At 63.1% G+C, this 21703-nt stretch carries 20 protein-coding genes; 3 read left to right on the top strand and 17 right to left on the bottom strand.

The features are described 5' to 3' along the window. Positions 1 to 11 precede the first annotated feature (11 nt). From CHB96_RS07010 to CHB96_RS07060, 11 genes are all read right to left on the bottom strand, one after another. Positions 12 to 854, bottom strand: a complete 843-nt coding sequence (locus CHB96_RS07010) for a polysaccharide deacetylase family protein (RefSeq protein ID WP_089244430.1) — start codon at positions 852 to 854, stop codon at positions 12 to 14. A 12-nt stretch (positions 855 to 866) separates the two neighbouring features. Continuing rightward, complete coding sequence (locus CHB96_RS07015) at positions 867 to 1745, bottom strand: carbon-nitrogen hydrolase family protein (RefSeq protein WP_089244432.1); 879 nt, start codon at positions 1743 to 1745, stop codon at positions 867 to 869. A 25-nt stretch (positions 1746 to 1770) separates the two neighbouring features. Next, the gene (locus tag CHB96_RS07020) at positions 1771 to 2490 is read right to left on the bottom strand and encodes an SDR family NAD(P)-dependent oxidoreductase (RefSeq protein ID WP_089244434.1); all 720 of its coding nucleotides are present in this window, start codon (positions 2488 to 2490) and stop codon (positions 1771 to 1773) included. Between the two features lie 31 nt (positions 2491 to 2521). Further along, positions 2522 to 3241: an SDR family NAD(P)-dependent oxidoreductase gene (locus tag CHB96_RS07025; protein ID WP_245865319.1), complete on the bottom strand. Its 720-nt coding sequence runs from the start codon at positions 3239 to 3241 to the stop codon at positions 2522 to 2524. Positions 3242 to 3424: 183 nt separating this feature from the next. After that, on the bottom strand, positions 3425 to 4765 hold the full coding sequence (gene lpdA, locus CHB96_RS07030; protein ID WP_089244438.1) for a dihydrolipoyl dehydrogenase: 1341 nt from the start codon (positions 4763 to 4765) through the stop codon (positions 3425 to 3427). After that, positions 4762 to 5958 (bottom strand): dihydrolipoamide acetyltransferase family protein, encoded by a 1197-nt coding sequence (locus CHB96_RS07035; RefSeq protein ID WP_089244440.1) that lies wholly within the window; start codon positions 5956 to 5958, stop codon positions 4762 to 4764. Before CHB96_RS07035 ends, lpdA begins: the two co-directional genes overlap by 4 nt. Further along, a complete protein-coding gene (locus CHB96_RS07040; protein ID WP_089244442.1) occupies positions 5955 to 6959 on the bottom strand; it encodes an alpha-ketoacid dehydrogenase subunit beta in 1005 nt (334 codons plus the stop codon). Before CHB96_RS07040 ends, CHB96_RS07035 begins: the two co-directional genes overlap by 4 nt. Next, positions 6956 to 8047 carry a pyruvate dehydrogenase (acetyl-transferring) E1 component subunit alpha gene (pdhA, locus tag CHB96_RS07045; protein ID WP_089244444.1) on the bottom strand — a complete coding sequence of 364 codons (1092 nt, stop codon included), beginning with the start codon at positions 8045 to 8047 and terminating at the stop codon, positions 6956 to 6958. Before pdhA ends, CHB96_RS07040 begins: the two co-directional genes overlap by 4 nt. A 256-nt stretch (positions 8048 to 8303) precedes the next feature. After that, on the bottom strand, positions 8304 to 8861 hold the full coding sequence (locus CHB96_RS07050; protein WP_141136453.1) for a hypothetical protein: 558 nt from the start codon (positions 8859 to 8861) through the stop codon (positions 8304 to 8306). Between the two features lie 55 nt (positions 8862 to 8916). Next, a complete protein-coding gene (locus CHB96_RS07055) occupies positions 8917 to 9834 on the bottom strand; it encodes a carbon-nitrogen hydrolase family protein (RefSeq protein WP_089244448.1) in 918 nt (305 codons plus the stop codon). Between the two features lie 458 nt (positions 9835 to 10292). Continuing rightward, the gene (locus tag CHB96_RS07060; protein WP_089244450.1) at positions 10293 to 11234 is read right to left on the bottom strand and encodes an alpha/beta hydrolase; all 942 of its coding nucleotides are present in this window, start codon (positions 11232 to 11234) and stop codon (positions 10293 to 10295) included. Positions 11235 to 11492: 258 nt separating this feature from the next. On the opposite strand from CHB96_RS07060, the gene CHB96_RS07065 reads away from it, so the two are divergent. Beyond that, positions 11493 to 12365, top strand: coding sequence for an LLM class F420-dependent oxidoreductase (locus CHB96_RS07065; RefSeq protein WP_089244452.1), 873 nt, complete (start codon positions 11493 to 11495; stop codon positions 12363 to 12365). A 66-nt stretch (positions 12366 to 12431) separates the two neighbouring features. Here CHB96_RS07065 and CHB96_RS07070 read toward each other — a convergent pair whose 3' ends face one another. The 5 genes from CHB96_RS07070 to CHB96_RS07090 all read right to left on the bottom strand — a co-directional run bounded on the left by CHB96_RS07070 (position 12432) and on the right by CHB96_RS07090 (position 16920). Continuing rightward, positions 12432 to 13163, bottom strand: a complete 732-nt coding sequence (locus CHB96_RS07070) for an SDR family NAD(P)-dependent oxidoreductase (RefSeq protein ID WP_089244454.1) — start codon at positions 13161 to 13163, stop codon at positions 12432 to 12434. Then, positions 13160 to 14182 (bottom strand): phosphotransferase family protein, encoded by a 1023-nt coding sequence (locus CHB96_RS07075; RefSeq protein ID WP_089244456.1) that lies wholly within the window; start codon positions 14180 to 14182, stop codon positions 13160 to 13162. Before CHB96_RS07075 ends, CHB96_RS07070 begins: the two co-directional genes overlap by 4 nt. Continuing rightward, a complete protein-coding gene (locus CHB96_RS07080; protein WP_089244458.1) occupies positions 14179 to 15378 on the bottom strand; it encodes an acyl-CoA dehydrogenase family protein in 1200 nt (399 codons plus the stop codon). The genes CHB96_RS07075 and CHB96_RS07080 overlap by 4 nt, the downstream gene beginning before the upstream one ends. Before the next feature lie 168 nt (positions 15379 to 15546). Beyond that, positions 15547 to 15990, bottom strand: a complete 444-nt coding sequence (locus CHB96_RS07085) for an NUDIX hydrolase (protein WP_089244460.1) — start codon at positions 15988 to 15990, stop codon at positions 15547 to 15549. A 9-nt stretch (positions 15991 to 15999) separates the two neighbouring features. After that, the gene (locus tag CHB96_RS07090; protein WP_089244462.1) at positions 16000 to 16920 is read right to left on the bottom strand and encodes an NAD-dependent epimerase/dehydratase family protein; all 921 of its coding nucleotides are present in this window, start codon (positions 16918 to 16920) and stop codon (positions 16000 to 16002) included. A 112-nt stretch (positions 16921 to 17032) separates the two neighbouring features. On the opposite strand from CHB96_RS07090, the gene CHB96_RS07095 reads away from it, so the two are divergent. Then, entirely contained in the window at positions 17033 to 18274 is a 1242-nt protein-coding gene (locus tag CHB96_RS07095; protein WP_089244767.1) for an ATP-grasp domain-containing protein, read from the top strand. 41 nt (positions 18275 to 18315) lie between these two features. Further along, positions 18316 to 20310 carry a hypothetical protein gene (locus tag CHB96_RS07100; RefSeq protein WP_089244769.1) on the top strand — a complete coding sequence of 665 codons (1995 nt, stop codon included), beginning with the start codon at positions 18316 to 18318 and terminating at the stop codon, positions 20308 to 20310. On the opposite strand, the gene CHB96_RS07105 is transcribed toward CHB96_RS07100, so the two are convergent. After that, positions 20300 to 21652 (bottom strand): serine hydrolase domain-containing protein, encoded by a 1353-nt coding sequence (locus CHB96_RS07105; protein WP_089244464.1) that lies wholly within the window; start codon positions 21650 to 21652, stop codon positions 20300 to 20302. The genes CHB96_RS07100 and CHB96_RS07105 overlap by 11 nt on opposite strands. Between the last annotated feature and the right edge of the window lie 51 nt (positions 21653 to 21703).

Here is a 21703-nt window from a genome sequence, read left to right on the forward strand (position 1 = left end):
TCGAAGGGGATTCAGTTCTCGGTCCACGTGTCGTAGATGTCGCTGAGGGAGGCGAACCAGACGCCGTCGTGACCGGACATGTAGTCGATGAGCTTCTCGAACATGATGATGTGGTGTGCGCGTGCGATGGTCTGCGGATGCACGGTGAGTGCCATGACTCCGTTCGGAACGTTGTCGTAGCAGTAGTCGAAGTGGTCCTTCCAGCGCTCGTACATCGACGTCGTCGACTCGAATCCCTGGTTGACGCCGGGGATGTACTCGGCGGCCGGGAAGTCGTCGAGGAACCACGACACCGGGAATTCCAGAATCGGTGACGGTGTGCCGAGGACGCTGCCCTCTTCCCATCGCACCTCGACGGGTCGTGGATGGTAGGGCTCGAAATCACGGCCCATCAGCGAGGAGTCCCACTCGAACCCATTCTGTTCGAGAATCGACAGAGTGTTCTCGGTGAAATCCCATGCCGGCGAACGGTATCCGCGCGGACGCTTGCCGACGTACTTCTCGTGCAGGTTCAGCGTCTTGTCCATCAGGTACCGCTCGGTGTCGTGGTCCAACGACGGAACCGACTCGTGGTAGCAACCGTGTGCCGCGACTTCCTGGCCGGCATCGACGATCTTCTGGAACGCGTCCGGGAAGGTCTCCATGGAATGCGTGGGAGTGCACCAGGTTCCGGCGATGTCGTACTTGCCGAACAGCGAGAGCATCCGCGGCACACCGACCTCGGCACAGAACTCCCCGCGAGAGAGGTAGCTCGGGCTGGTCTTGCCGAACGTTCCCATCCACACGCTGTGCGCGTCGAAGTCACATCCGATGTTGACGGCGATCTTCTTGCCCTCGGGCAGATTCAGAGGCATTGCAGGCTCCTTCTATTCGGGGAGTAGGTCGGCGGCGAACGAGCGGTACAGAGGACTTCGGCGCTGACGGTCGTAGAACGTCGTCGCCGCGCCCGTCTTGCGGTTCTCGGCGAGCAGATCGAGATCCAACGTTGCGGTGACCACGTCCTCGACGTTCGTCTGCGCCTCTGCCACAACACCGTTCGCGGGGAAGGCAAGATCGCACGGGCTCAGGATCGACGCGCGCGCCCAGCCCGGGGACAGCGGTGCTCCGGCGAACCCTGCGATCGGTGCGTGCACCGCATAGACCTGGTTCTCGATGCATCGCGCTGCCGCGGTGTGCCGGACGCGGTAGAAGCCTGCCTCGGTGAAGGTGTACGACGGCATCAGCAGCAGCTCGGCACCTCGCCTCGACAGAACCGTGCTCACCTCGGGAATCTCTGCCTCGTAGCAGACGGCGATGCCGACCGTGACGTTGCCGAGGTCGATCGGCTCGAGCAGGTTGCCCTCGCCCGTTCCCCAGTCCGCTTCGGCCGGGAAGATGTGTGTCTTCTCGTGCTGGTACTCCGTGCCGTCCGGGGTGAAGAGGAACGCTGTGTTGAGCAGTTCGTCTTCCTTCTGCACGAGATGTGTTCCCGCCAAGATGTTCTGGCCACGGGAGCGTGCGAGATCGGCGAACAGCGCGCGATAGTCGTCGGTGTACTCGGAGATGCGTCCGAGCTCCGAGATCGGGTCCGACTGCCATCCTGGTTTCACGGTGAACAATGGCTCGGTGACGAGCTCGGGGAACACGACGATGTCGCTTCCGTCGGTCTGCTCGATCAATCCGCGGACCTGTGCTGCGAAGGCGTCGAAGCCGTCGAGTTCGCGCATCTCGAATTGCACCGCGGATACGGTGACGGTCCTGCTCATAGCGGTACTCCTGTTCGTTGAGGCTCTAGCGAGCGAGCAGTCCACCGTCGATGACGAGGTCGGTTCCGGTGACGTATGAGGACTCGTCGCTGGCGAGGTACACAGCGCCGTAGGCGATTTCGATCGGCTCGGCTCCCCGGCCCATCGGGGTGCCGCCGATGACACGTGCATTGATCTCGGGATCCTGCGCTTCGGCGAGCGGTGTGCGAATCCACCCGGGCACGATCGAGTTGACCCGAACCCCCTGCTGCGCATAGGTGATCGCGGCATTGCGCGTCATCGACCGGACTGCACCCTTGGCGGCTTGATACGCGGCGACGCCGACGCCGCCCACGACGCCCCACGCCGAGGACAGGTTGATGATCGAGCCCGCACCTGCCGACAGCATCGAGGGAATCACCGAACGCATACCGAGCCAGACTCCGGTCTGGTCCACGCCGATGACCCTGTTCCACTCCTCGATACCGATGTCCTCGATACCGGAGTACGCGATGACGCCTGCATTGTTGACCAGGACGTCGATGGTTCCGTGCTCAGCGACGATGGCGTCGACGGCGCTCTGCCACGCCTCTTCCCGAGAAACGTCGAGGGCGATCGAGTGAGCACCGTCGATCTTCTCGAAACCGTCGGTCAGGTCGGCGGCGTAGACGATCGCACCTTCCGCTGCGAAGGCCTCTGCCGTCGCACGCCCTATTCCCTGCTGCGCACCGGTGACCAGCGCGATCTTGCCTTGCAACCTGTTCATGACGGATGGTTCTCTCTCTTCGAAGTGTCGGTCATTGCGCGAGATATCCGCCGTCGATCGGCAATTCGATACCGGTGACGAAGGCGGACTCGCGCGATGCCAGATAGACCGCGCCCCACGCGATGTCCTCGGGATCGGCACCGTGGCCGAGTGGGGTTGCGTCGAGGTATCGGGCGTTGAGTTCGTCGGTCTGGCCGACGGTCATCGGCGTCTTGATCCAGCCGGGGAGAATGGCGTTGGCCCGGATGCCGTCACGGGCATAGCTGACCGCGGCGTTCTTGGTCATCGTGATGACCGCGCCTTTACTGGCGTGATAGGCCGCGACGCCGGGCACGGCGGTCGAGCCGCAGATCGAGGAGATGTTGACGATCGATCCTGCGCCGTTCGCTCGCATCGCTGGGATGACCGACTGCATCCCGAACAGGACGCCGGTCTGATTGATGGCGACGATGCGCTGCCATTCGTCCAGCGGGGTGTCGACGATGTCGTAATATCCCGCTACACCTGCGTTGTTGACGAGGATGTCGACCTTGCCGTGCGCGGCGACTGTCTCGTCGACGAGTCCCGCCCACTGGCCCGCGTCGGTGACGTCGTGCTGACGGATCTCGACCGCGCTGTCCCTGGTCACGGCCTGGACATCGGTCGCGACGACGGTGGCCCCTTCGAGTGCGAACCGTTCGGCGATCCCGAGGCCGATTCCGCCCGCCGCGCCGGTCACGATGGCCACTGATCCGGACAGACGTCCCATCATGTCTCCTTCTGCTTGCCTCACCGAGAACGGTGATTCACATCCCGTTTGATGTGATGGCAGAACAGTAGGAACCAGGTGGCACCCCGCACGTCCGTAGATTTACGTATGTGGAACGACGAGCGGGAGAGTTTTCAGGGGCGTAACAATGGGCCTCCGGCCATGTGCATAGAAATACATAGCGGGCTATGTATTTTCGTGCACATGGGCTAGTGCGATATGCGCCTCGCCCAGCGCCTCGGATTGAGTCGGGTGGGCGTGGACGAGGTGGGCAACTTCCTCCGGGTACGCACCCCAGTTCACGACGAGCTGCGCCTCACCGATCAGCTCGCCCACCCGCGCGCCGACCATGTGGATCCCGACGACGGCGCCACCAGCGCGCACCAGCTTGACTCCGCCGGACGTCCCGAGAATCTGACTCTTCGCGTTGCCGGCGAGATCATGGACAGCCGTCTCCGCTGACCCGCACTGCTCGACGGCCTGAGCCTCGGTCAGCCCGACGGACGCGATCTCCGGATTCGAATACGTGACGCGTGGGATGTTTTCGTCGCGAACGGCTTTGGGCTCGAGTCCGGCAATCTGCTCGGCCACGAAGATTCCCTGCTGAGTTCCCCTGTGCGCCAACTGAGGCCCTCGAACGATGTCGCCGACGGCATAGACACCCTCCTCGGAAGTTCTCAGCGCGGTGTCGACGGCAACGAACCCACCGTCCAGAGCAATGTCTCCGAGCGCGCCCGTGTTCGCCCCTCGCCCGACGGCCACGAGCACCACGTCTGCATCGAGCGTCTCCCCCGATTCGAGCGTGACCGTCACACCGTCCGGAGTCTCCTTCACACCGGCAAACGGCGACGACGTCTTCGCGGTGATGCCGCGCTTTCGGAACGCTTTCGACAGTTGCTTCGACGACCATTCGTCCTCTGCTGCAATCAGTCTCGGAAGCGCTTCGACGATCGTCACGTCCGCACCGAACGACGCCCACACACTGGCGAATTCGACGCCTATGACGCCGCCACCGAGCACGATCGCGCGCGTCGGCAGCCGGTCGAGGATCAACGCCTGGTCGCTGGTCAACACACGTGGCCCCAGCTCGATACCGGGCAGCACCTTCGGATACGACCCCGTTGCCAGAACAACCGACTTTCCGACGATCCGACGCCCGTCCACCTCGACAGTACTGTCGCCGACGTATCGCCCAGTGCCGCTGATCAATTCGACCTTGTTCGCCTTGACAAGGCCTTGCAGACCCTTGTACAGCTTCGCGACGACGCCATCCTTGTAGGCGTGAACACCCGCCATGTCGACGCCGTCGAAGGAAGTCTCGATCCCCACCGAAGCGCTGTGGCGAGCCGAATCAGCCACCTCAGCTGCGTGGAGCAGCGCCTTCGTCGGGATACACCCGCGGTGCAGACACGTCCCGCCGACTTTGTCCTGCTCTATCAACACCACCGAAAGGCCGAGTTCCGCGGCGCGGAAGGCACAGGAGTACCCACCCGAACCACCGCCCAGCACAACGACATCCGGCGTCATCCGAGCGCAACCAGATTCAGCGGATCGGCCAGCATCGACGCAACATCAGCCAGGAACCTCGACCCCTGCTCGCCGTCGACAAGTCGATGATCGAACGACAGGCTCAAGGTCGTCACCGATCGCAATGCGATCTCGCCTTCGAACTCCCAAGGCTGACGACGGATCGCACCGAAGCACAGGATCGCTGCCTCGCCGGGATTGAGGATCGGGGTTCCCGAATCCACCCCGAAGACACCGACATTGGTAATCGTGATGGTGCCGTCGGCGAGATCTTCCTGCCCGGTCTTGCCTTCCTTGGCCGTCGCCGTCAGCCCGTTCAGCGCCAGGGCCAGATCCTTCAGTCCGAGTGCGTGTGCGCCCTTGATGTTCGGCACCATCAGACCGCGCGGGGTTGCGGCAGCGATTCCGAGATTGACGTACCTCTTCGTCACGATCTCCTGATTCACCTCGTCCCACTCCGAGTTCAGGCTCGGGTTCGCGCGCAACGCAACCAGAAGCGCCTTCGCGACAAGCGCAAGTGGCGTCAGGCGCACATCGCGAAAGTGCTTGTTGGAACGCAGCTTTTCGATCAACTCGACCGTCTGGGTCACGTCGACCGTAATGAACTCGGTGACGTGCGGTGCCGAGAACGCACTCGACACCATCGCGGCCGCAGTGTGCTTGCGAACTCCCTTGATAGGCGTCCGCGTCTCGTCCTCGGGCTGCGGCGCAACCGGTTCGGGCCGCTGCAAAAACGCATCCAGATCGCCCCGCGTCACTTCACCCCGGCCACCGGTGGCCGGAACGTCCGCAAGATCGATACCTTCTTGCCGCGCGACGAAACGCACCGGCGGGGACGCGAGAGGCTTGCCTCCTGCCTCTGCGGGAGGCGCTGGTCTCCTACCTCCACGGCGACTCTTGCCCTCCCCCGCCACCCCGTAGCCGACGAGAACCGGCGTACGTTCTTCCGGTGCACCGGGTTCGTCGATATCGATGATGGCCTTACCGACCTCGACCGTGGAGCCTTCCTCGGCATGCAGCGCAGTCACGGTACCGGCGAACGGTGACGGCAGTTCCACGGACGCTTTGGCGGTTTCGACCTCGGCGATGACCTGGTTCAATTCGACTGTGTCACCGACCTTCACAAGCCAGGTGATCAACTCGGCCTCGGTGAGTCCTTCGCCGAGGTCGGGCAGCAGGAAACTCTTGGTCATGCGGGGAAGCTCCTGTCGACGGCGTCGAGAATGCGGTCTACGTCGGGTAGGAAGAACTCTTCCAGCTTGGCTGCCGGATACGGGATCGCGAATCCGCCGACACGCTGCACCGGCGCTTCCAAGCTGTAGAAACACTGTTCCTGCACGCGCGCAGCGATTTCCGCACCGATACCCATGAACGTCGCAGCCTCGTGCGTGACGACGAGACGGCCGGTCTTGCGCACCGACGTCGCGATCGTGTCCATGTCCAACGGAGACAGCGACCGCAGGTCGATCACTTCGAGTGATCGGCCTTCTCGTGCAGCGACGTCCGCGGCATTGACAGCTGTCGCAACCAACGGACCGTAGGCGACGACGGTGGCATCGCGTCCTTCTCGCACGACCCGCGCCTTGTGCAAGGGATAGGCGTCGTCGATCGAGGCGGTGACGTCGACCTCGCCCTTCTGCCAGTAGCGACGCTTCGGCTCGAAGAACAGGACTGGGTCGTCCGACGCGATCGCCTGTCGCAACATGACATTGGCGTCGGTGGAATTGCTGCAACTGACGACGCGCAGGCCTGCGGTCTGAGCGAAGTAGCCCTCCGGTGACTCCGAATGATGTTCGACGGCACCGATTCCGCCGCCGTACGGCACTCGGATGGTCAGCGGCATCGTCACGTGACCGCCAGTGCGGTAGTGCAGTTTCGCGACCTGCGAGACGATCTGGTCGAATGCCGGGTAGATGAACCCGTCGAACTGTATCTCGCACACCGGCCGGTAGCCGCGGAACGCGAGACCGACTGCAGTACCGATGATTCCGGATTCTGCGAGAGGTGTGTCGATGACACGGTTCGGGCCGAAATCCTTCTGAAGGCCGTCGGTGATCCGAAAGACACCACCTAGTTTGCCGATGTCCTCGCCCAGGAGGACGACCTTCGGATCGTCCTCTAGTGCTCGACGCAGTCCCGCGTTGAGGGCTCTGCCCAGCGGCAGAGACGCGGTCCGAGACAGAGTTGCGGTCATGACTGGGCTCCTTCGAATCCGGCGAGGTAAGCGGCGTAGGCGTCACGCTCTTCGTCGATCAAGGGATGTGGATCGACATACACGTTGTCGAACAACGCCATCGGGCCCGGTTCGACGGTTCCGAGGCATCCGCGTCGCAGTTCGGCGGCTGTGGCGTCGGCGCGGTCCTTCACTCGTGTGCGGAAGGCATCGTCCATGGCGCCTTCGGTCTCGAGCAGTCGCTCGATGCGGTCGATCGGATCCTTCTGCTTCCACTCGTCGTCCACCGCTGCCGAGCGGTACCGAGTCGGGTCGTCGGACGTGGTGTGCGGTCCCATTCGGTACGTGACGGCCTCGATGAGCGTCGGGCCACTTCCTTCGCGGGCCCGCGCCAACGCTGTTCGTGTAGCGGCAAGTACAGCGAGAACGTCGTTTCCGTCGACGCGCAGTGCCGGAATGCCGTAGCCGCGCCCGCGGTCGGCGATCGACGCGTGCGTCTGCAGCGTCACCGGTTCGGAGATCGCCCATTGATTGTTCTGGCAGAAGAACACGACGGGCGCGCCGAAACTCGCTGCGAATCCCAAGCCTTCGGAGATGTCGCCCTGGCTGGTCGCACCGTCGCCGAAGTAGGTGATGACGGCGCCGTCGCTCCCGTCGAACTTCATCCCGAGTCCGTATCCGGTCGCGTGCAGCGCCTGCGATCCGACGATGATGGCCGGCGTTGTCATGTTGTATTCGTAAGGGTTCCAACCCGATTGCGTCGATCCGCGCCAGAATCGCAACATCTCGGTCGGGTCGACGCCACGGCAGTAGGCGACACCGTGTTCGCGATAGCTGGCGAACACGAAGTCGTCACGGTGCAGCGCGCGGGCCGAGCCCACCTGCGCGGCCTCCTGCCCCAGCAGCGGCGCCCACAATCCGAGCTCACCCTGGCGTTGCAGCGCCGTGGCCTCGGCATCGATTCGCCGTACGACGACCAGGTCTTCGTAGAGATTCTGCAGCGTATCCACGGTGACGTCGGCGACCAGTTCGCTGTATTCCGAAGGCTCGGTCCGTCGGCCCTCCGGCGTGACGATCTGAATGAGGGCGTCGTCGTCGTTTCTCGGCATGTCGTCCTCCGTAACGATGGTGCACTGTTACTTGGAACACAACCAAGAATCATCAGTCGGCGCAATAGAAGAGTTCAGGACTGAGCATTGTGCACGGTTTCGGGTAACGAATCCGTGCTTATCTTGCGCTCGATGACCAATGCGCGACGTGCGCTCACAGACCTGTTGCGACGGTAGGCTTCGCTCGAGTTCGTTCGGATACGTTGCCCGCACTACAACGGGCTGTCGACCATGACAAACCGTTCGGCTTCGCCCGTCAATCCGCCAGCTTGTAGTAGCGAGATCGTCGATCAGAACCCTCGGGCCCATCGGCTGCCGCCACTTTGCCGCGGGCAATCAATTCACCTAGCGCTTTGGAAATCTGGTCGGGCCGCACCGATACACCCCGTTGCTCGACGGCTCTGCGAATCGCCGTAGGGGTCGTCTGTCCGCCGCGAAGAAGTTGCATGGCAGCATCCACGATCGCAACTCGCGCCGTAGTATCGGATCGCTTTTCGAGGACCCGATTCGATTGCGCCACATACGCTGACATCATCTCGTCCGCGCCCCACATAGCGCCTGCGAGGAAGATCCGCCCATGTTGCCCCTGGAGTATCTCAGAAGGCTTGAGTTCGGATACATCCTTACACCGTTCGAGTTCCTCCCGAAGCGATGCCACCTCAGCCTGCAGAGCTCTGGCATCGGTAGTCGGTCCGCCGGCCAGAACCCGTCCGATGTCGTTGATCACGCCGGTCGCAGCCCGAAGGTCAGGCTTTTCACCTGCTATTTTCCGGGTCAGAGAGCGCAAAACCTCAGCCGTCGCATTGGCCACCATCGCCACAGTCTGCCAAACACGACGCGGCGGTGCAACTATTGGCAACTATTGAGAACTAGATCGACACCCAGTCCATGCTGCGTTCAGCCGCATCGAATACCCACAGTCCCGGACCTGCCTCCTCGCTACCCTCGCCACCGCCGAACGGCGCGACCACCGTCGCTGGGTGAAGTTCGTAAGGTCCAACGAACGCAGCTTCGTCGCGTTGGGGGGCGTCCGGTGGACGTCGATCCAGGCGTTCGTCCGTCCACACTGCCGGACCCACTGCAACTATCGCGAACGCCTGACTGACCGGCCCGAGTGAAGACGCCTGACTGATGATAGTTCCCGTACGTTCCGAAAATGCGGGCACAAGAAGCAAATTCACGCCACATCGGCCGAGCATTGCCGTCAGCTCGGGCGACATCGCATCGCGACAGATAAGCACCGCGATCGACCAACATTCCGACCTGAACACCCTAACGGAGCCAACAGGCCCAATTCCCTCGATCCGCGAGCCCATCTCCGCTGCGAAGACCTTGCCCTGGGTCAACCCGAATCCTCCCGAAACCATCAGAAATGCATGGTTTTCTACGCGCTCACCAGAACCGCCGTCGAACACCTCGCTAGTTCCAGCAACAATCAAGGTTGGAGACTTGGAAAGCTTCTCCGTCGCACTCTGCAACTCGTCGCGCCAACTGCTGTGCAGCGAGTACTCAGAAAACACCAGTACCTCGACGCCTAACTCACCGGCACGAGTGATCGTTCTCAACAGCGTTTCGTGCTGACCTTCCGGATCCGACGGCCCATGATTACGAACCCTGTTCGTGGAGACGTTTTCGAATTCGTACTCGGCGAGGCTTAAATTCGGCTGTGCAGCAGCGACTTTGAGACCGGAGAGGTCACTCAGGGGTGAGAGATGATGCCAGTGCTCGTAATCGATGGTCAGTCCATAGGCGCTGGTCCACTTGTCGCCGAGCCTCAAGTACAGCATGCGCTGAAATCGCTTCGATCGACCGACGGTAATCGTGCCGAGCCCAGCCTGCCAGGTTCTGTTCGACGACTACTCGTAGCCTGTCGATCGAATCTCGGTCGGCAAAAGTGCTATCGCTTTCACCACGGTTTGCGAGTAGTACGCCGAGCAGCTCAGCCTCCAGACCAGGCCGAAAGTCCTCGTAGCGGGCGTGATCTGACAGCACACGCCACACCTCCGCGTCAGGACTGGCATCTGCCGCCCACCGCAAGAGTTGTTCAGCCAGCGACAGCCATGTGCGTTCGCCTATCTCGGTCGACGCAAAATGCTCTAGGAACTCGGAAAGCCCACCGGCGCTCACATGCATGTCACTCGAATCCACGAGCTCAAGTTACACATCGACTCAGACAAAGTCGGCGCCTTACCGAAGGTGCTTCTGCCTCCACACCGGAGAGTTGCGCTCGTACCCGTTCTCGCGTTCACAACCCCAGGCCGGCGGCCAGTGTCGGCCAACTCTTGGGGAGCTGATCGACCCAGTAAGCCCATGAATGCGTTCCGGTCTCCTCGAAGTCGAAGGTGGCCGGGATGGACAGCTGCTCGAGTCGATCGCTCAGCATTCGGGTGCAGTGGTTCGACCCCACCTCGATGGCGCCACCGACGAGCACGATGTCCCAGTCCGCCGCCGTCTCGAATTGCTCGTGACGACCGGGAATCCCTGAGCCTGCAGACACGTACAGTGCTGTGCCACGGAGGTTTTCCGCGTGCGCGATCACGTCGTGCTGCGCCCACGCCGGATCGAGGGGCCCACCGAACATGTTGTCGGCATTGCCTCCGAACGCCGAGACGATCGAACGCATGTGGCCCTGGCCCACCAGATCTGCCGATTCGAAACATCCGCTGTACGCGGCAACCGCGGAATAGAAGCCAGGATTGCCCGACGCCAGCATCATCGCCGATTGCGCGCCCATCGACAGACCCGCAATTCCGTTGCGGCCGTTGCCGTCGAACCGCGCGTCGATCACCGGCGGCAGCTCCTGGGTCAGAAACGTCTCCCATTGGTTCCGGCCGAGCGTGGGGTCGTCGCGCTGCCAGTCGGCGTAGAAACTACCCGGGCCGGCCAGCGGCAGGACGACGTTGACGTTCTTATCCCGAAAGAACTCCGCTGCACCGCCCTTGCGAAGCCACATACTGTTCGACGGGTCCTCCTCACCGACGCCGCTGAGCATGTAGAGCGTCGGCCTGGGGCCGTTCCCGACAGCGGGTGTCAGGACCTGCACCGTGATGTCCCGGCCCATACTGGCCGAGTAGACCGACAGCGTGGTCACGGTGCCCACCGGGTAGGACTGAGCCAAGCCGGCAAGAGCAATGTTCGACGCGATCGCGACACCGCAGATCACCATGAGCCGTCGCCAGAAGGCCATGAAACCCCCACCCCGAAAAGCGGTTCCGCCGACCGCGCTGACGGGAGTGTTACACACTGCGGGCGAACGGTCACGAGTTACGAACGGGCACAGGAAACAAACCGGTATGCACTCTTCTGCCAACACGCCGAAGCGCCCGAAAGCTCGATTTCATGGCGCGTTTCGGGGTCGCCGTTGGAATCGAAGCACTGAAGTCACGATCGAAGGTAGTACCAGCAATCCCTGGGTAGACCGCGTCGATGTGCCTACCGTGGAGGTATGGAACTGGGACTGCACATTGCCGATTTCACTTTTCCGGATGGACCGTCGGCGCTCGCCGACGACCTGTCCCGCATCGCCGTCACGGCCGAGGACGCCGGCTTCGCGAAGATCAGCGTCATGGACCACCTCTGGCAGATCGAACCGGTGGGCCCCATCGAGACGGACATGCTCGAGGCCTACACCGCGTTGGGCTACCTCGCCGCCGTCACGAAGAAGGTGGACCTGTTGGCGTGGGTCACGGCGACCGTCTACCGCGAACCCGGACTGCTCGCGAAGGCAGTCACGACTCTCGACGTCCTGTCCAAGGGACGCGCGTACCTCGGTATCGGCGCCGCGTGGAACGAGGACGAGAGCGTCGGCCTCGGATTGCATTTCCCGCCGACGGCCGAGCGCTTCGAACGTCTCGAGGAAACGCTGCAGATCTGCCTGCAGATGTGGAGCGACGACGAAGGGCCGTTCGAGGGCAAGCACTACACGCTCGGACGCACGCTCAACGTGCCCCAGCCTCTGCGTCGTCCGCATCCGCCCATCCTCATCGGCGGTGGCGGGGAGAAGAAGACACTGCGCCTCGTCGCGCAGTATGCACAGGCGTGCAATCTCTTCGGCGGACCGGAGGTGGAACACAAGCTCGAGGTCCTCCGAAAGCACTGCGACACACTGGGAACCGACTACGACGCCATCGAGAAGACCGTCATGTTCCCGCTCGATCCGGGCGCAGACGGCGAGAACGTCGACGAACTACTCGGCCAACTGGAAGGTCTGTCGAAGCTCGGAATCAGTCACGTGCACGGATGGGTGCCGAACGTCGCGAGTATCACGCCGCTCGAGATCCTCGGCACGCGCGTGGTGCCTGCGATTGCAGAGTGGTAGACCCCATCGCTTGAATGGCACTTTCATACGATCTGAGCGCATGAAAGGACCATTCAAGCGGTAAGGTCAGGCCCCCAAACCGGCCCCAGCCCTGGTGACGACGATGCGCGGAACCACAGCGCGCGACGACAGGTTCAGCACACTGGTGGCGAGTTCGACGATGTCGCCGACGCGAATCATGGACTCGGCGGGGATCTTGTCCTTGGTCCAGTCGCTCATGTCGGTGTCGACGTACCCTGGCGCGATGGCGGTTCCGGTGATGCCGTTGCCGCTCTCCTCCGCGTTCAGTGTCTCGACGAGCGACAGCATGGCTGCCTTGGTCGCACCGTAGACGGCCAGGCCTGCCTCGGAGTAGACGCCCGCAAGTGACGCCAGCGCAACCACTTTCGCGCCGTGTTCCGTGTCCGCCTCGGCGACGCGCCGCAGCAACGGAATCGAGTTCTGCAGAATCTGGAACGGTGCACGGAAGTTCACGTCGAGCGTCTTGTCGAACCTGCGCATCGGGTATTCGGCGATCGACCCAGCGGTACCGACACCGGCGTTGAGAATCAGAGCGTTCATCGATTCGAAGCGCGACGCGTGGGCGTCGACGATTCTGTCGGCAGCATCGCGGTCCGCGAGATCGACTGCGACCGTGATTACCTCGGGAGCACCTGCGGCCGACAAGCCGGCTGCCACCGATTCGAGCGTCGTCGCATCCCGTGCCGTGACGGTCAACCCGTAGCCCAATTCCGCCAGTCGCGTGGCGATTCCGAGTCCGATACCGCGCGAACCGCCGGTCACCAGTGCAGATTTCATTGCTTTCCCTCCATCGCTCGCAGACCCGCTGCCATGAACTCCTGCGTCACCTCGGCGGCCTTCGCAGCCCCCGATCCCGAATCCGAACCGGCCAGTGCGCGATGGGTGATGCCCTCGCCGATGATTCCGAGTTTGAAGTTCGCGAGCGCGATGTAGAAGTTCCAGTCGGCCAGTTCGGTGTCGGCTTCGCGGCTGTACATGTCGGCCAGGCTGTCGACCGACGGGTAGCGGTCACTCGTCCAGGCTGCTCCCGCACCGAGTACCGCGTCGAATATCGGTTGCCGGTAGACGCACATCAGGGCGACGTCGGTGAGCGGATCACCCAGCGTCGACAGCTCCCAATCGACGACGGCTGCAATGGAACCCGGGTCTTCGGCGTCGAGGATCACGTTGTCCACGCGATAGTCACCGTGCACGATGGATGCGGCCGAGGTCGCCGGGACTGCCTCGGCGAGCTTGTCACGCAGTGTGTCGACGTCGGGCAGTTCCCGCGTCTTGACCTGTTCCCACTGCCGCGCCCACGTTTTCACCTGCCGACCGACGAAACCGTCCGGCTTGCCGAAGCTTCCGAGACCGACGGACCGGTAGTCGACGCGATGCAGTCGTGCAAGAACACGGACCAATTCGGCAGTATTGGCGGCGAGATCCGCGTCGGACAGATTCTCGAGATCTTCGCGCGTTCGGATGACCCGACCCGGGTCGAACTCGACAACCGTTGTGGGAGCGCCGAGTACGCTGCCCTCCGCGTCGAAGGCGATGGTTCGTGCGACCGGCACATCCGTCGATTGCAACCCACTGGTGACAGCCCATTCACGTGCCATGTCGTGCGCCGACGGCGTCAGTCCGCTCGTCGGCGGGCGTCGGACGACCCACGCGGACTTCTCGTCGAACGCCTTGTAGGTCAGATTGGATCGACCGCCGCTGATGAGTTCGACCTTCAGATCACCCTGCAGGTCGATTCCGTTGTCGGTCAGGAACTTCGCCAGCGCAGGCGTGTTCATTCCGGGAAGTTCGGTCACCGTGCTGCCTTCTTCGCGGCGCCGACGACCCGCTTGGCGATAGCCCAGCGATGAACCTCGGATGGGCCGTCGTACACGCGGAAAGGACGCACTTCGCGGGAGAGCCGAGCGAGTGGGAGGTCGTCGGACACTCCGAGTCCGCCGCACATCTGGATACCACGATCTACGATGCGGAATATCGCCTCCGCCGCAAACGTTTTCGCGATGGACGTCTCGTTGCCCGCATGCGACCCTTGATCGAGCGCGAAGCAGGCCTGCACCAGCAGAGCCCGAGTGGCCGCGATGTCGATCTCGTTGTCCGCGACCATCTTCTGGATCATCCCCAGGTCACCGAGCTTGGAACCGAAGCCTTCTCGCTGCGCGACGTGCGCAACGGCGATGTCGTGGCCGCGTCGGGCTGCGCCGAGCCACCGCATCACGTGTGTCATGCGGGCAGGCCCGAGGCGCACCTGCGCGTAGGCGAAGCCCTCGTCGACCGCGCCGAGGACGTTCTCGTCGGGCACGAAGACGTTGTCGAAGAACACCTCGCAGTGGCCGCCGATCATCGCCTTGTCGAGCGTGCCGATGTGACGGCCGACCTTGATGCCTTCAGTGTCGGCAGGGGCGAGGAACATCGTGGCGCCGCCGCGGTCACCGGGCTTGCCCGACGTGCGGGCCATGATGATGAAGAAGCCTGCCCCGTCGGCGCCGGTGATGAACCACTTGTGACCGTCGATCTTCCAGCCTCCGTCGACCTTCACTGCTGCCGTCGTCAACGCGGACGGGTCCGAACCGGCGCCGGGCGCAGGCTCGGTCATCGCGAAGGCCGACCGGACGTCGCCGGTGGCCAGCGGCGCGAGGAACTGCTCCTTCTGCGCCGCCGACGCGATGTGGGCGAGCATGTGGACGTTGCCCTCGTCAGGGGCGCCGATGTTGAGCGCCACGGGCCCGAACAGCGAGTAGCCGCCCTCCTCGAACAGTGGCGCGCGATCGCTCATGTTCAGTCCGGCGCCGCCGTACTCGATCGGCGCATGCGGGGCGAACACACCGGCGTCCTTGGCGGCCTTCTGCATCGACAGCCGCCTGTCGTCGCCACCTGCGTCGGCGATGTTGCCGAGGAACTCGTCCTCGATCGGCAGCACCTCGTCGCGAACGAACGTGCGCGTCTTGTCGATCAGAGTCTGGACTTCGGGTGAGTACGTCAGATCGATGGCCACGAGTATGTTCCTCCGGTTCGAGCGCGCACCGAGCGATCGCTCGGTCGGACAATGCGCTCAGGTTCGCACGGTCGAACGCACCGCGTCAAGATGCGCCTGCGGCGCCCGTGCGCGCAGAGTTGGCGCCGAAACCAACTCTCCACGCACAGGTGGCGCAGCCGCACTGCTCTACTCCAGCGCGTCGAGCAGCACGACCTGTGCCTCGAGCAGCTTGACCCGCGCATCCGCGAGCCCGAACCACTCGATCCGGTCGATCTCCGGGAACGACTGTGTCTTTCCCGACTTCGGTGGCCACTCCATCTCGAACGTGTTGCCGACCGCTGCAGAGGCGTCGAAATCGGCATCCACGGCGAACACCGTCACCACCTTGCCTCCCTTCTGCGTGACCACACCCAGAAGAAAAGGATCGCCGACGACGTCGAAACCTGTCTCCTCGCGAAATTCGCGCACCGCTGCGGTCATGGGGTCCTCGTCGGTGTATTCGCCCTTGATCACCGACCACGCCCCTGCGTCCTTGCGCGCCCAGAACGGACCGCCCGGATGCGCGATCAGAACCTCGACGACGCCGCCACGCCGCCGGAACGGCAGCAGTCCTGCACTCGTTTTCGGCACTGCGACAGCCTAATGCGCGTCGAGGAGGTTCTCGACGCCCTTCTCGACGGTCACCGAGGGGATCCAGCCGAGGTCGGTAGCTGCCGCATCGGTCGACATGGTTCGCGCGTTCATCACGTACGCATCGGGCTCGTCCCCCTGTTCGACGCGCGTGCCGGGAATCGACGAGCATATGGCCGACGCGATCTGCTCGAATGTCGGCTGTCCCGGACCGGTCACGTTGTATGCGTGAATATCGTTGCCGTCCAAACACTTTCGATCTGCAGCAAATGCAGCATCCAACGCGGTACAGATGTCGTCGACGTGTACCCACGGCAGCGGCAGATCAGCCCCTTGATGCAGCGTGACAACACCGGAATCCATCGCCTGCCTGACCATTTCGGTGATGCCGCAGTACGTAGTGCGCCCGGGTCCATACACGATGGACACACGCAGAGCGAGTGCGTCGACGTCGAATCCGTCGATGTACGCCCGCATCATCGCCTCACTGGAGATCTTCGACGCACCGTATGGTTCGCTGGCGAGCAGTACGTCCGTCTCGACGCACGGTCGCGTCGAAGATGCTTTCTCCCAAGCCTTTCCGTACACCGAGCTGGACGACAGCAGGATAACGCGGCCGGATATCCCCGCTCGCCGTGCCGTCTCGAAGACACCCACGGTGCCGCCGACATTGACGGCCGTCACCAGCTCGGGGTCGTCGTTCGCCACGTGCGGACCGGAGATACCGCCGCCGTGCAGAATATCGGTGATCGAATGTTCGTCGACGACCCTCTGCAGCGTCGCGCGATCTCGAATGTCCGCCGAGACATGCGGCCACGGCCCGGACGCAGGTCCGAGGTCCATACCCACGACATCGTGTCCCTGTTCTCGCGCGTGAGCCGCAAAGTTCCGTCCGATGAAGCCGCTGGCGCCAGTGACGAGAAGTCTCATGCCGAAACGATACGTCGCCGCAGGTCAAGGGCGCGGTGGAATCGCGTCGACGCTGCTCTGTACGGTGGAACGAACTGACCTGACACGATTTCGCCGACGGAAAGGACCTTGTATGCCGCAGCCCACACGCCTGGAGAAAGATCCGGAGAAGGGCTACGTCGCACTACTGGGCTGGAGTTTGGCGGCAGTCGAAGCCCTCGACGCATTCGACCGTCGATACGTGGTCGTGGCGCCCGAATGGGCCGAGGAATACTGCACGGAACACGACATTCCGTACTTGCCGTGGAATTTCGAGCGGCTCAACGATCGATCGCTGGAAATCGCCGAGACACTGCAGGACAAGGGCGTCGACGTCGCGATTCCGCTGTACGAGGAGACCGTCGAATGGGCGGGGGCGATCAACTCCGTGTTGCTCGGCAACCCGCGACTGTTCGGTCAGGCGATGTTGCTGCGAGACAAGGCGCTGATGAAGCGTCGTGCACAGCTGGGCGGAATCCGCGTCGGCATCTTCGAGGAGGCGCACGACCGCGAGGACGTCATTCGATTCCTTCGACGGGTCAATCAGACGCTGCTCAAGCTCGATGGCGACCCCAACGACCCCATCCACCTCAAGGCGTTCGACAAGGCAGGCTGCCTCGGACACCGCGTCATTCGAACTCCCGACGAGGTCGACTCGATTCCCGACGACGAATTCCCGGTGCTGATGGAATCGCACCTCGACGGTTGGGAATTCGCGGTCGAGGCGTGGGTCCACAACGGAAAGATCAAGTTCCTCAACATTTCCGAGTACGTGACGCTCGGCTACTCGGTGTTCGTACCTGCGACCCCAGAGCTCGAGAAGTACCGCCCGCAGATCACCGCTCAGATCGAAAAACTCATCAAGACGTTCGACATCGAGTTCGGCTTCATCCACCCCGAGTACTTCGTGACGAGCGACGGCGAGATGTACTTCGGCGAAGTCGCCTACCGGCCACCAGGTTTCAAGGTCTTCGAGCTCCTGGAGCGAGCCTACGGCTTCAACGCATACCAGGGCCTGGCGCTCGCGTTCGACCCCAAGACCACCGAGGAAGAGATCGACGCCTTCTTTCCAAAGGAAGTCGTCGACGCCACCGGGATCGCGGGATGCTTCGGCGTCTACCCACGGCGACGCGTCGTCAGCCATCTCGAAATTCCTTCCGAGACAGCCGAACACGACTACTACGAGACGAACGACCTGTCCGCGCCGGTCGAGGAGACTGTCACCAAGCGGACGGCCTTCGGAACACACTGGGGTCTGCTGTACTTCTTCGGCGACGACCCGTACCGGATGCGTGACCTTCTGAAACATCAGGAAGAACTGGACTTCTACGTGTGAGGCAAGATTTCGGGAACGCCAAGCAGGGTCCGTCGCAGGCTCTGGATCCGCTCGTCGATCCAGCGTTGACGTCGCGGCTCGCTCAGCTCGATCACGCGACCGAGGCGATGGCCGCCGCGCCCGAGTTCTCCAAGACCACCAAGGTACGGCGGGTCCTCGACGCGCTGCACCGCGTGCTCCTCCAGCCAGGAGGGTGTGCGGCTGTTCGGACGCGCGCTGCCGCGCTCGAGGATGCCGGACTATTCCTCGGCTCGGACTGGGCGCACCCCGACATCCTGGTACCGGCGTACGTCGGGCCCAGCCTGCGCAGTGGCGTCATCGACACCGTCGTACTGGAAGCGGCCAGTGAACTCCGGCTCGTCGCTATCGCCGCCGGTGACTACGACCATTCGGCCATCACTGCCGAGGACGCCAGGCGGTTCCTGTCGCAGGTGTTGGCGATGAATCTCGAAGTGTTGTTCTCACCGCCGTCCGAGGCGGAACGCGTACGACTCGGTCGGGTGGCGCATCTGATACGAGATCTGTTCGGGTACGTGGCCGATCAGATCGGCTACGAGAGCGTGCTCGACGAACTCACCGAAGAGATCTGGCGGGTCCTGCGCCAACGGCCGATCCAGGTCGATCACGTCAAAGCGATGGTCACTCGCATCGCGGTGTATCGAGAAGATCCCGACGTCGAGTTGAACGCGGCCGGCCAGGGCCTCGACCGTCTGATTTCTGCGTTGTTCGGGCCGACCGAGGCGTGCCGCGAGGACCCGGGTGTGGACACCTACCGCTCCCGTCTCGACGCGTTGGACTCCGAGGGCCTCGAATTCGAGGCGCGCGGATTCGCCCGCGCGATGCACGACACGGGTCTCGTCTCGCCGTACCACGCCACGTTGGCTCGGTTCCTGATCGAACACAATCCATACCTCCTCGGCGAGGTCCTCGGTGTCTCCGAGACCGGTCGCACCTGCCTGCAGCGGTACCCCGATCTGGTGCATGCCCTGATCCTCGACGCCGTCCACCCCGAGACCGCCCAATGCCTCTACGGCATCGCATTGCTGCTCGACCGCGGAATCCTTCACCAACCCCCGATCGTTCCGTCTCTGTGGCGTCAGCTGAACCTGAAGCTGGCACCGGATGTTCGCCAGCGCCTCGTCGGCGTCTTCGGACAGACGCCAGCCCCGGAATCGAGACTGCTCGGCGGGCTGCTGTCGATGCTCGGCCAGCCGCTCGGCGTCGGGCAGGGCGACAACCCGACGTGCCAGTCGGCCCGCGCACTGTCGATGTGGGCATACAACGACCCCGACTACCTGCTTCAGATGGTCGTCTGGGCGGCTCGCGACGACGAGATCGTCATGCATTTCGAGGGCCAACCGCTGTCGTCCAACGACAGTGCAGGCGGAGTCGCCACCACGTCACCGATCGACCTCGACCCTGTATCTCAGCTGCTCGTGCCGCACCTGGACCGCATATATGCCGAAATGGGTCGACGGTGTTCCGACCGGCCGGGAGATCCTCATCGCTGGGTCAACCCCGAGTTCCACGGGTGGTGGTCGGCGCGCGGATTCCATATCAACGTCGACGTCGCGACGGGCAATCTCATCGACCTCGATGACTTCCTGCGCCAGTTCTACGCGTCGTATCACCTGGACTACAACGGCGGTCAGCGGCTGATTCACCCGCAGCCTGCAGGTGTCGCCGTCACCGACAGCGCCGCTCGCTACATCGGCTGGCACGCCATCACCATCCTGCGTGTCGCACTCGACCCCGACGCCGTCATGCGCGTCTACTTCTTCAACCCGAACAACGACAGCGGCCAGGATTGGGGCGACGGTGTCGTCGTCGGAACAGCGGGTAACGGTGAGCGGGCAGGCGAGGGCTCACTTCCGTTCGAGCAGTTCGCATCTCGGGTGTACATCTTCCATACGGACCCGCTCGAGAACGGTGAACCGGACAAAGTGCCCGCCGCCGCCATCGACGACGTCATCGGCTACATCGAACGCAGTTGGGGCGTGGATCGACTGCCGAACCGCAGCACCCTCACGGAGTAGGCGTCGGCTCAGCTGTCTCGGGAGTGGTGAGCGACGGACCGGATGTCTGACCGCCCGTCTTCTCCGGAACACTCGCCGGGTTGCCCCCGGTGACAGCGCCCTCGCCGTAGAACGTCGGGATCATTGCCTTGAGCAGGACCAGGGCCGACCCCTCACCCGTCGGGACCGTCGCCAGATTCGTCGCGATGACGATGGTCAGATCGGTCGCGGGATCGTTGACCGCGACCGTCGTGAAACCAGGGATCTGGCCATCGTGACCGATGAGAGCGGGCCCGAATCGAGCGATCCCGAGACCGTAGCCCGCCGCGTCCGGGTTCTGCGGTTCGATCGGCTGAATGCTGTCCAGCCTCGTCTTCTGCATGCCTTCGTCGAGCAGCCCTCCGCCGACGAGCGCCTTCGTGTACGTGACCATGTCGTCGACCGTCGAGATCGCTCCGCCCGCAGTCCAGGTCCACGACGGGTTCGCATCCGTTTCGTCGTTGGGCTTCAACGTTCCGACGAGAGCCTCCGACTGCTGCGGCTCGGGCAGTGCGAACGTGTCGATCGTGGAGACATTGGTGCCGAAGGAATACCCCTGCGGATGAGGCGTGGGGATCGACGCGTCCGTGGCATCCGGTAGCGATGTGTGCGTCATACCCAAGGGCTCGAAGATTCTCTGCTGCAACGCTTCCGCGGCAGGCATACCGGTGACCTTCTCGATGACGAGGCCGAGAAGCACGATATTGGTGTTGCTGTACTCGAATTTCGCGCCCGGTTCGAAATTGACGGGATGGGAGAATGCAATGGCCAACAACTCGTCCGGTGTCCACGCCTTCTGCGGATCGTTGTCGAGCGTCGTATTGAACGCCGGATCGAAGCTGTAGCTGTACAACCCGCTGTGCATGTCGGACAGTTGAGCGATGGTGATGCGGTCGCCGTTCGGAACTCCGTCCTGGTACTTCGCAATCGGGTCGTCCAGACCGATCTTGCCTTCCTGCGCCAACTGGAGGATGACCGTCGACGTCATCGTTTTCGTGTTGCTTCCGATGCGGAAATAGTCGTCGACAGAGACGGGGCGATCCTCACCGATGACCTGAGTCCCGAACGTGCCGGTCCAGTTGCCCTCGGTGGGAGATTCGACGACGACGACCGCGCCTGGAATCACGTTGTCGCTCATCGCTTTTTCGATCTTCGGTTGCAGGTCCGCGACGTACGAGGCCTCCGCCGTCGTCGATGCGGTGCTCGATGCAGTGGCCGATGCAGTCCCCGTGCTGTCGGAGGATTCCGACGACGAGCTACACCCTGCCGCAATCACCAGGACGAACACCGCCCCCAGAACGATCGATGTCGAACGACGCCGCATGGCCTCCCCTTACCGAATCACGCCGATTCCGAGCGGATCGATCATAAATAA

This window comes from Rhodococcoides kyotonense, assembly GCF_900188125.1.
Classification (GTDB): domain Bacteria; phylum Actinomycetota; class Actinomycetes; order Mycobacteriales; family Mycobacteriaceae; genus Rhodococcoides; species Rhodococcoides kyotonense.

Coding starts and splice junctions, on each gene's coding strand:
- CHB96_RS07010 (WP_089244430.1), bottom strand. CDS start 854: ATGCCTCTGAATCTGCCCGAGGGCAAGAAGATCGCCGTCAACATCGGA.
- CHB96_RS07015 (WP_089244432.1), bottom strand. CDS start 1,745: ATGAGCAGGACCGTCACCGTATCCGCGGTGCAATTCGAGATGCGCGAA.
- CHB96_RS07020 (WP_089244434.1), bottom strand. CDS start 2,490: ATGAACAGGTTGCAAGGCAAGATCGCGCTGGTCACCGGTGCGCAGCAG.
- CHB96_RS07025 (WP_245865319.1), bottom strand. CDS start 3,241: ATGATGGGACGTCTGTCCGGATCAGTGGCCATCGTGACCGGCGCGGCG.
- lpdA (WP_089244438.1), bottom strand. CDS start 4,765: ATGACGCCGGATGTCGTTGTGCTGGGCGGTGGTTCGGGTGGGTACTCC.
- CHB96_RS07035 (WP_089244440.1), bottom strand. CDS start 5,958: ATGACCAAGAGTTTCCTGCTGCCCGACCTCGGCGAAGGACTCACCGAG.
- CHB96_RS07040 (WP_089244442.1), bottom strand. CDS start 6,959: ATGACCGCAACTCTGTCTCGGACCGCGTCTCTGCCGCTGGGCAGAGCC.
- pdhA (WP_089244444.1), bottom strand. CDS start 8,047: ATGCCGAGAAACGACGACGACGCCCTCATTCAGATCGTCACGCCGGAG.
- CHB96_RS07050 (WP_141136453.1), bottom strand. CDS start 8,861: ATGGTGGCCAATGCGACGGCTGAGGTTTTGCGCTCTCTGACCCGGAAA.
- CHB96_RS07055 (WP_089244448.1), bottom strand. CDS start 9,834: ATGCTGTACTTGAGGCTCGGCGACAAGTGGACCAGCGCCTATGGACTG.
- CHB96_RS07060 (WP_089244450.1), bottom strand. CDS start 11,234: ATGGCCTTCTGGCGACGGCTCATGGTGATCTGCGGTGTCGCGATCGCG.
- CHB96_RS07065 (WP_089244452.1), top strand. CDS start 11,493: ATGGAACTGGGACTGCACATTGCCGATTTCACTTTTCCGGATGGACCG.
- CHB96_RS07070 (WP_089244454.1), bottom strand. CDS start 13,163: ATGAAATCTGCACTGGTGACCGGCGGTTCGCGCGGTATCGGACTCGGA.
- CHB96_RS07090 (WP_089244462.1), bottom strand. CDS start 16,920: ATGAGACTTCTCGTCACTGGCGCCAGCGGCTTCATCGGACGGAACTTT.
- CHB96_RS07095 (WP_089244767.1), top strand. CDS start 17,033: ATGCCGCAGCCCACACGCCTGGAGAAAGATCCGGAGAAGGGCTACGTC.
- CHB96_RS07105 (WP_089244464.1), bottom strand. CDS start 21,652: ATGCGGCGTCGTTCGACATCGATCGTTCTGGGGGCGGTGTTCGTCCTG.